The organism is Bacillus sp. NH11B, assembly GCF_001884205.1.
Taxonomy (GTDB): domain Bacteria; phylum Bacillota; class Bacilli; order Bacillales; family Bacillaceae_G; genus Bacillus_A; species Bacillus_A proteolyticus.
Genome location: NZ_MAOG01000073.1, coordinates 1 through 8,466, shown reverse-complemented (window position 1 = coordinate 8,466; position 8,466 = coordinate 1). Strand labels below are relative to the sequence as shown.

At 37.6% G+C, this 8,466-nt stretch carries 10 protein-coding genes; 7 read left to right on the top strand and 3 right to left on the bottom strand.

Going from position 1 to position 8,466, the window contains the following annotated elements; all coding sequences use genetic code 11:
* On the top strand, positions 1-397 hold a 397-nt coding region (locus BAU27_RS11510; RefSeq protein ID WP_254797961.1), incomplete at its 5' end, for a prealbumin-like fold domain-containing protein.
* Positions 398-428: 31 nt separating this feature from the next.
* Here the strand turns inward: BAU27_RS11510 and BAU27_RS11505 are convergent.
* The gene (locus BAU27_RS11505) at positions 429-1,187 is read right to left on the bottom strand and encodes a TrmB family transcriptional regulator (RefSeq protein WP_071748123.1); all 759 of its coding nucleotides are present in this window, start codon (positions 1,185-1,187) and stop codon (positions 429-431) included.
* Between the two features lie 115 nt (positions 1,188-1,302).
* Here BAU27_RS11505 and BAU27_RS32315 point away from each other — a divergent pair, with 115 nt between their 5' ends.
* The 4 genes from BAU27_RS32315 to BAU27_RS11485 all read left to right on the top strand — a co-directional run bounded on the left by BAU27_RS32315 (position 1,303) and on the right by BAU27_RS11485 (position 3,367).
* Positions 1,303-1,464, top strand: coding sequence for a hypothetical protein (locus BAU27_RS32315; RefSeq protein WP_175546539.1), 162 nt, complete (start codon positions 1,303-1,305; stop codon positions 1,462-1,464).
* A gap of 78 nt (positions 1,465-1,542) precedes the next feature.
* Positions 1,543-1,845, top strand: coding sequence for an MTH1187 family thiamine-binding protein (locus tag BAU27_RS11495; protein ID WP_001018860.1), 303 nt, complete (start codon positions 1,543-1,545; stop codon positions 1,843-1,845).
* A gap of 48 nt (positions 1,846-1,893) precedes the next feature.
* Complete coding sequence (locus tag BAU27_RS11490) at positions 1,894-2,139, top strand: YusU family protein (protein WP_002145027.1); 246 nt, start codon at positions 1,894-1,896, stop codon at positions 2,137-2,139.
* Between the two features lie 310 nt (positions 2,140-2,449).
* Positions 2,450-3,367, top strand: a complete 918-nt coding sequence (locus BAU27_RS11485; RefSeq protein WP_071770941.1) for a proline dehydrogenase family protein — start codon at positions 2,450-2,452, stop codon at positions 3,365-3,367.
* 22 nt (positions 3,368-3,389) lie between these two features.
* Here BAU27_RS11485 and BAU27_RS11480 read toward each other — a convergent pair whose 3' ends face one another.
* Together BAU27_RS11480 and BAU27_RS11475 are read right to left on the bottom strand one after the other, a co-directional pair.
* A complete protein-coding gene (locus tag BAU27_RS11480; protein ID WP_071770940.1) occupies positions 3,390-4,229 on the bottom strand; it encodes a D-alanyl-D-alanine carboxypeptidase family protein in 840 nt (279 codons plus the stop codon).
* 87 nt (positions 4,230-4,316) lie between these two features.
* Positions 4,317-4,463: a YuzL family protein gene (locus tag BAU27_RS11475; protein WP_001096346.1), complete on the bottom strand. Its 147-nt coding sequence runs from the start codon at positions 4,461-4,463 to the stop codon at positions 4,317-4,319.
* 237 nt (positions 4,464-4,700) lie between these two features.
* Between BAU27_RS11475 and BAU27_RS11470 the strand changes: the two genes are divergently transcribed.
* Together BAU27_RS11470 and BAU27_RS11465 are read left to right on the top strand one after the other, a co-directional pair.
* Positions 4,701-7,082, top strand: coding sequence for a 3-hydroxyacyl-CoA dehydrogenase/enoyl-CoA hydratase family protein (locus BAU27_RS11470; RefSeq protein WP_071770939.1), 2,382 nt, complete (start codon positions 4,701-4,703; stop codon positions 7,080-7,082).
* A 21-nt stretch (positions 7,083-7,103) separates the two neighbouring features.
* Positions 7,104-8,276: an acetyl-CoA C-acetyltransferase gene (locus BAU27_RS11465; RefSeq protein WP_071770938.1), complete on the top strand. Its 1,173-nt coding sequence runs from the start codon at positions 7,104-7,106 to the stop codon at positions 8,274-8,276.
* Positions 8,277-8,466 lie beyond the last annotated feature (190 nt).

The following is an 8,466-nucleotide window of genomic DNA, read 5'->3' as shown; positions in this document are numbered from 1 at the left end:
AAAAGGGAAAACGGATGAAAAAGGTGTAGCGAAATTCAAACTACCATACGGAAAGTACACGTATAAAGAAACAATAGCGCCAAATGGATATGTAATAAATGAAGAGACATTCGCATTTGAAATAAAAGAGGATGGAGAAATTATTAAACATATTGTGAAAAATAAGAAAGAAGAAAAGGCATCGCTTCCTTCTAAGCCAAATAAGCCAACACCAAATGGAGAAGTAAAACCTTCCGCTGATGTGAAGCCGATGCAACAACCTAATACTCATAATGAAGTGCGTTTACCAGCTACTGGCGGCGTCGGCAATGAATTTACGGCTTTATTCGTTTTAGGAATTAGTTTTATTATTGCTGGTGCATATGTGTTAAGGGTGAAAAATAGAAAAGAAATGTAGAAAAAAACGCCTTGTAATAAAGGCGTTTTTTTTAGTATCTCAACTTCATCAACAAACTCTTAATTTCCTCATCCTCCATAAAGAGATCATGGTGTTTCTGGGTAATCTTTGCAAGTGCAACGTCATGATAGAAAAATTCTGTAAAGAACTTCACGAAAGGTTGTGACATTGTTTTCATCGCTTGCCATGATTCTTGCTCTACACCAGCAAATAAAATTTCACGATCGTCAACGATGAGTAGTAAGTACCGCTCTAATGCGTTAGGCTCTTCAGTTGGGATTAGAAAATGCATGTTTTCTAAGTCTGTTTCTACTTCTCCAACTATGAGGGACTCGATTAGGACGCCTTGTTTTGCTTTTTGTTCTAGTAAAGGAAGATATTCTAAAAGGGTATCATTCCATGCAGAGATGCGTATAGATTCTTTTGCATCTTCTACAAGTTGCCTACTTTGTACTTTAATAGAAGACTGCATTTTTAAACTCCAAACGCGGTCATCTGTAAATGACTTTTTAGAAATATTATTTTCAAGTTCTTTAATATTAGATTGGAATTCTGTCGTTAATTTTTCAATTGCTAGCTTGAGTGGTAATGCTGTATACAACTTTTTCTTTTCTGAAACAGAATCCATTACCATCCCTTTATCAATTAGGCGTGCTAACACTTCGTATATTTTTGCTTTTGGAACACCTGAATGTTTAACAATAGTTGTTGCATCTAATGGTTCGTTGCTTGATACGACAACTTCATAGGCCTGGCTTTCATATTGTGAGAAACCGAATTTTTGTAGCATAGTTCCCTCCGAACGAATGAGATTATATGTTAAGGATAATGAACTATTTGTTTTTGCACAAGTGTTGAGAAGTTTACGTTTGAAAATTGCAGTAGTATTTTCGGTGCTGATTTCTATGATGTTTGTAATATTAGGTACAGCTGTTTCTGAAGAGGTTAATGCTGCTACTGAGTCACAAGTTAATCATTTAGAAAAAGTGGCTCATACGATGGAAAGTTTGACAGAGAATATGCAGGACTTAGAAAGATTGGTTGAGCAGTTTAAAGTAGACGAATAACAAATTATTAAAATGATAAAGATTTTGGTAAAATAGACAATGGATATATAAGAATTAATTTATAGGAGGAAGACTACTATGGCAATTGTTGACGTATCGATTATTCCAGTAGGAACAGGTAATCCAAGTGTTAGTGAATATGTAGCAGAAGTACAAAAGGTGCTAGAGAAAAATGCAGATCGCGTGAAGTATCAATTAACACCAATGAATACAATTATTGAAGGAGATCTTCCTGTCATTCTAGAAGTAATTCAACAAATGCATGAAGTTCCATATACGAAAGGTGCACAGCGTGTTGCAACAACAATTCGTATCGATGATCGTCGTGATAAAGTAAGCACAATGGAGAAAAAATTAAACTCTGTTCGATCAAAATTATAAGGAAAAGCAGCGATCTTCGCTGCTTTTTTCATATAGGAGGTAGATAAGATGAGTGAAAAGTTTAACGAACAATTTGACGGGTTGTTAGAGAAATACACGGAACTATTACTTGGAGAGAGCAATGAAGAGAGAAAAGAGCAGGTACAGAAGTGGGCACTGTATTCTTACATAGCGAAGACGATGCCGGCTTTAGTGAAGCACTGGAATGAGACTTATCCTGATGCGAAAGAAGAGATGGTGCAGTTAATTACGAATATTAAAAAGCTGAATGATGAGAAGCGAAATGAGAAGTAAAAAAGCTTGAGATAATGTTACCTCAAGTTTTCTATATTAATATCCTTATATAATTTACATGGAATATAAAGGGTTTTATAAGCATGTCGAATATTTTCGACATGCTTATTTTTTGCCTAGTAAACCCGTTTTTTATAAATGTCGAAAAATATTTACGGCATATTTGTAAGCGAGAATATGGGGTTTTAAATGTTTTTATAGTATTTTATAAATTATCTAAATAATTATTTGTATCAAATAATTTTAAACAATGATATAATTCCGAAGAGGGGTAAAAAACAGATAAAGTACAGTCATAGGGGTGAATTACATGGAACAATTAATGCGAAATTCGTTTCTTTTCTTATCTAAAAATAAAGCGCTAACAAAACTGGCTAAAAAGTACGGTTTGCGCTTTGGTGCAGGTCGCTTCGTCGCAGGGGAGACGATTGAATTAGCGACAGCTGCAATTCAACAATTAAATAAGCAAGGTCTTTGTGTAACAATCGATTATTTAGGTGAATTCGTTGATAATGAAGCAGAAGCAAATGAAATGGCTACCCAATCGATTGAAGCGATTCGTGCAATTGGAAGAGAAGGTCTTGATTCGCAACTTTCTTTAAAAATGACTTCTATGGGATTAGATATCTCTGATGAAATTGTAATGAATAATATGCGCCGTATTTTAGAAGCTGCAAAAGAAAACGGTGTGTTTGTTACAATTGATATGGAAGACTATACGCGTTGCGGAAAAACAATCGATATCTTTAAACAATTAAAATCTGAATACGATAATATTGGTACAGTTATTCAAGCTTATTTATATCGTACAGAAAAAGATATTGAAGATTTAAATGCTTATAATCCTAATTTACGTCTTGTAAAAGGGGCTTATAAAGAACCTGAAGAAGTGGCGTTCCCGGACAAGAAAGATGTAGATGACAATTATAAAAAAATTATTAAAATGCACTTATTAAATGGAAATTATACTGCAATTGCTTCACATGACGAAGCAATTATTGAATATACGAAAAAACTTGCCGAAGAACACAACATTCCAAGAGACCAATTTGAATTCCAAATGTTATATGGTATTCGTAATGAACGTCAACTTGAGCTAGTAAAAGAAGGATACAAAATGCGTGTTTACGTGCCTTATGGAAACGACTGGTATGGCTATTTTATGCGTCGTCTAGCAGAGCGTCCAGCAAACGTTGCGTTCGTATTAAAAGGTATGGTTAAAAAATAACCAAGGAGAAAATACTCCTTGGTTATTTTAATTGCTGAAATGCGTAATGTGCCATTTTCTTCGTATCAGGATATAGTTGCGTGCGAGTAGAAGATAATACAACATTAATGACGCGTTTACCGTCTTTTTTATCAACTGTTACGACTGTGTATTTTCCGAGTGCAGATAAGCCGCTTTTACTTCCAATTGCATATGGATCGTCATATAGTTCTTCTCGTCCATAGTTTGCGATTTTTGGAGAGCGCTCTGAAGTATGTAGTGTTGTATGTATTGAATTCATATATTCTAAAACAATCGGATACTTCAAGGCTTCTTTCGTAATAATAGCAATGTCATAAGGTGATACTTTATTTCCAAGTGCATCAGCACCGCTTGCGTTTTTGAAAGTTGCATGCTTCGTCCCAAGTTCCTTCGCTCTAGCATTCATCATTTTCACAAACTCATTTTTTGATCCTGCGATATGTTCTGCAATTGACTCAGCGATCGGGTCTGCACTAATGATAAGCATAAGTTTTAATGCCTCATCACGTTTTAATTTTTCACCAGCACGAAGCTTAATCTTCTTACTTTGACTTTCTGTTTTTATTGCGTTTTCTGTAACTGTAATTTCTTCATCTTCTTTTACATTCTCAAGTAAGAGAAGAGTTGTCATCATTTTGGCTATACTAGCCGGATAAGAGCGCTCATCCTCGCGTTTTCCATACAAAATTTCACCTGTGTTTGCATCGATTGTAATTCCATATTGCCCAGTAATACTAGGTTGATCCGCTCTTTCGGCTTGTTGTCTGTGAGCATAAGAGAAGAAAATCATCCCTGTAAACAGTGTAGCAATCATTACAATCATAACTATTGTTCGTTTCATTATAATTCCCTCTTTTGTTCCAAATAAATTGGGCAGAAAAAGCAGCCATTAATCATTATGCCACGTTCTCTGCCCAAAAATATAGCGTTATTTTTCGCCCATATTATGCTTCTTATATTGTTGGTTATTACCTTGACGCCCTTTTTCAACACCTTGATTATGCGGACCTGCATTTCCAGTTACGCTTGCTGCGCTAATTCCAGCTTTTGAAGGGTTCTTCTTAAGTTTTGCCATATATATTCCTCCAGTTTCGTCAGATTATAAAAAGGAAAAGTGCATTTTAATGAAGAAAATACACATGTATAGCATAGCCAAATGAAAGAAATATATTTGTTTCAGAAAATTTTATCAATAAATATATTGCGAAAATTCAAACTGTATCATATATTTATTAGTAGAGGCTCACTCATTGATTGCGACTTATGTCGAAAAATTGAATGAGCATTCATTCAAGAATAGGGGGAGAAATGGATGTTCCAAATTAAAAAGGCTGCTGTTCTAGGTTCAGGCGTAATGGGTTCAGGAATTGCGGCACACTTAGCTAATATTGGTATTCCGACATTATTGCTTGATATTGTACCACCTGCGCTTACGAAAGAAGAAGAAGCGAAGGGACTTACATTAGAACATAAAAGTGTGAGAAATCGTTTTAGTAATACGGCTGTGCAAAAACTATTAAAGCAAAAACCAGCTCCTCTGACAGTGAAAGGAAATTTAGCACTGATTGAAGCAGGTAACTTAGAAGATGATCTTGAGCTTCTAGCTGATGTAGATTGGATTATTGAAGTAGTAGTTGAAAACTTAGATATAAAGAAGAAACTATTTGAAAAAGTAGATGCTGTTCGTAAACCAGGCTCAATTGTGAGCTCAAATACATCAGGCATTTCCGTTGAAAAAATGGCAGAGGGTCGTTCAGACGACTTCCAGAAACACTTCTTAGGCACACACTTTTTTAACCCACCACGATATTTAAAACTTCTAGAGGTAATACCGACGAAAGAAACTGATCCACAAGTATTAAGCTTCATGAAATTATTTGGCGAAGACGTTCTTGGAAAAGGCGTTGTTATCGCAAAAGATACACCAAACTTTATTGGAAACCGCATTGGTACGTACGGCTTGCTTGTAACGCTTCAAGAAATGATTAAGCGTGGATATAGCATTGGAGAAGTTGATTCTGTAACGGGTCCATTAATTGGTCGTCCGAAGAGCGCAACGTTCCGCACATTAGATGTTGTCGGTTTAGATACATTTGTACATGTTGCAAATAACGTATATGAAAATGTACAAGAAGAAGAGCGTGATGTATTTAAAGTACCAGCTTTCATGCATGACATGCTTGATAAAAAATGGCTTGGAAGCAAAACAGGTCAAGGCTTCTTCTTAAAACAAGGAAAAGAAATTTTAGAATTAAATCCTGAAACGATGGAATACGAAGCGCGCAAAAAATTAAAAGCTGCATCCGTAGAGTTAAGTAAGCAAGAAAAAGGATTAGCGAATAAATTGAAAGCGCTTGTATACGCGAAAGACCGTGCAGGGGAGTTGTTATGGAACATCATTACACCAACTCTTTTATACTCTGCAAAACTTCATAAAGAAATTGCGGACGATATCGTTGCGATTGACCAAGCGATGAAATGGGGCTTCGGATGGGAGCAAGGGCCATTTGAAATTTGGGATGCAATCGGCGTTGAAAAGTCTGTTCAAAAGATGGAAGAAAACGGTGCAGTTGTTCCGACTTGGGTGAAAGAAATGTTAGAGAAAGGTTTCACTACTTTCTATAAACATGATAACGGAGATAGCTACTATTACGATAATGGCGAATATAAGCTAATCGAACGTAATAAAAAGGCAATTTCTCTTAAACAATTAAAAGCGAAAAATGGTGTATTAAAGAAAAATAGCGGAGCGAGCTTAATTGATTTAGGTGACGGCATCCTTTGCTTAGAATTCCATTCAAAGAGCAATGCAATTGGTATGGATATTACGCAAATGATTAACTACGCTGTTGATGAAGTAGAGAAGAATTATAAAGGTCTTGTTATCGGAAACCAATCGAAGAACTTCTGCGTTGGTGCGAACCTTGCAATGATCTTAATGGAAGCACAAGACGACAACTACTTTGAAATTGAGTGGGTCGTGAAAAACTTCCAAGATGCAATGACGAAAATTAAGTACTCTTCTAAGCCAGTTGTAGCAGCACCATATGGTATGACGCTTGGCGGAGGTACAGAAGTTTGCTTACCAGCAGCTAGCATTCAAGCTTCTAGCGAAACGTATATGGGCTTAGTAGAAGTTGGTGTTGGCTTAATCCCTGGCGGAGGCGGTAATAAAGAGCTATACATTAAACACTTAAATAAAATGCCAAACGGTGTAGAGTTTGATCTGCAAAAAGTTGCGAATAAAGTATTCGAATCTGTAGCGATGGCGAAAGTTTCTACATCAGCACAAGAAGCTGTATCGAACAACTTCTTAGGCGATAAAGACGGTATTAGTGTGAATGGTGATCACTTACTATATGATGCGAAACAAAAAGCACTTTCTTTATATGAAGCGGGTTATAAAGCGCCGATTCGTAAAAAGATACCTGTTGTTGGTGAAACAGGCTATGCAACGCTTGTACTTGGTGCAGAAGCAATGCATTTATCAGGTTACATTTCTGAACATGATCTTCATATTGCGAAGAAACTTGCATATGTCATTGCGGGCGGAAAAGTGCCGTACGGAACAGAAGTTGATGAGCAGTATTTATTAGATGTAGAACGTGAAGCATTTATTAGCTTAGTAAGTGAGATGAAATCACAAGCAAGAATGCAGCACATGCTTGTAAAAGGAAAGCCATTACGTAACTAATAACGAGGGGAGATATCGTTCATGAGAGAAGCTGTCATTGTTGCGGGAGCAAGAACACCAATTGGAAAAGCAAAGAGGGGTTCATTAAAAACAGTTCGTCCTGACGATCTAGGGGCGTTAGTAGTAAAGGAAACGTTAAAGCGTGCGAATTATGAAGGACCAATCGACGATTTAATTTTCGGTTGTGCGATGCCAGAAGCAGAGCAAGGCTTAAACATGGCTCGTAATATCGGCGGATTAGCAGGACTTTCTTACGATGTTCCAGCTATTACAATTAACCGTTACTGTTCTTCAGGTTTACAAAGTATCGCTTATGGAGCAGAGCGCATTATGCTTGGTCACTCTGAAGCTGTGTTATCAGGCGGAGCGGAATCAATGAGTTTAGTTCCAATGATGGGACACGTTGTTCGTCCAAATAGTCGCCTTGTAGAAGCGGCTCCAGAATATTATATGGGTATGGGACATACAGCAGAGCAAGTTGCTGTGAAATATGGAATTTCTCGTGAAGAGCAAGATGCATTTGCAGTAAGAAGTCATCAACGTGCTGCGAAAGCATTAGCTGCAGGGAACTTTGCTGATGAAACAGTATCTGTAGATGTAACGTTACGTACTGTTGGATCAAATAACAAACTGCAAGAAGAAACAATCATTTTCGCACAAGACGAAGGTGTAAGAGCAGAAACGACGCTAGACATTTTAGGTAGATTACGTCCAGCATTTAACGTTCGCGGTTCTGTAACAGCTGGTAACTCTTCACAAATGAGTGATGGTGCAGCATCTGTACTATTAATGGATCGTGAAAAAGCAGTGAGCGATGGCATGAAGCCACTTGCGAAATTCCGTTCATTTGCAGTAGCTGGCGTACCACCAGAAGTAATGGGAATCGGCCCAATCGCTGCAATTCCAAAAGCGTTAAAATTAGCTGGCTTAGAGCTATCTGATATCGGTCTATTCGAACTAAATGAAGCGTTCGCTTCTCAATCAATCCAAGTTATTCGTGAACTTGGTTTAGATGAGGAAAAAGTAAACGTAAACGGCGGTGCAATCGCACTTGGACATCCACTTGGCTGTACAGGAGCAAAACTAACACTATCTCTTATTCACGAAATGAAACGCCGCAATGAGCAATTCGGTATCGTAACAATGTGTATCGGCGGCGGAATGGGAGCAGCGGGAGTGTTTGAATTACTATAAAAAAGGTGGAAGCGGCTCGCTCAGAATGTGAGGGGGATGGAGCTTCAGACGTAGAGGCGCTCTTTGCCTCGCAGGAAGAAGCGAAGCCACCGAATATTCTAGCCGCTGGAACTGGATTGAAAAAAAGTGCAGGTGGCTCGTTCAGAACAGGAGGGCGTTGGAAGCCCTGACGAAGAGGCGCTTTTTGCCT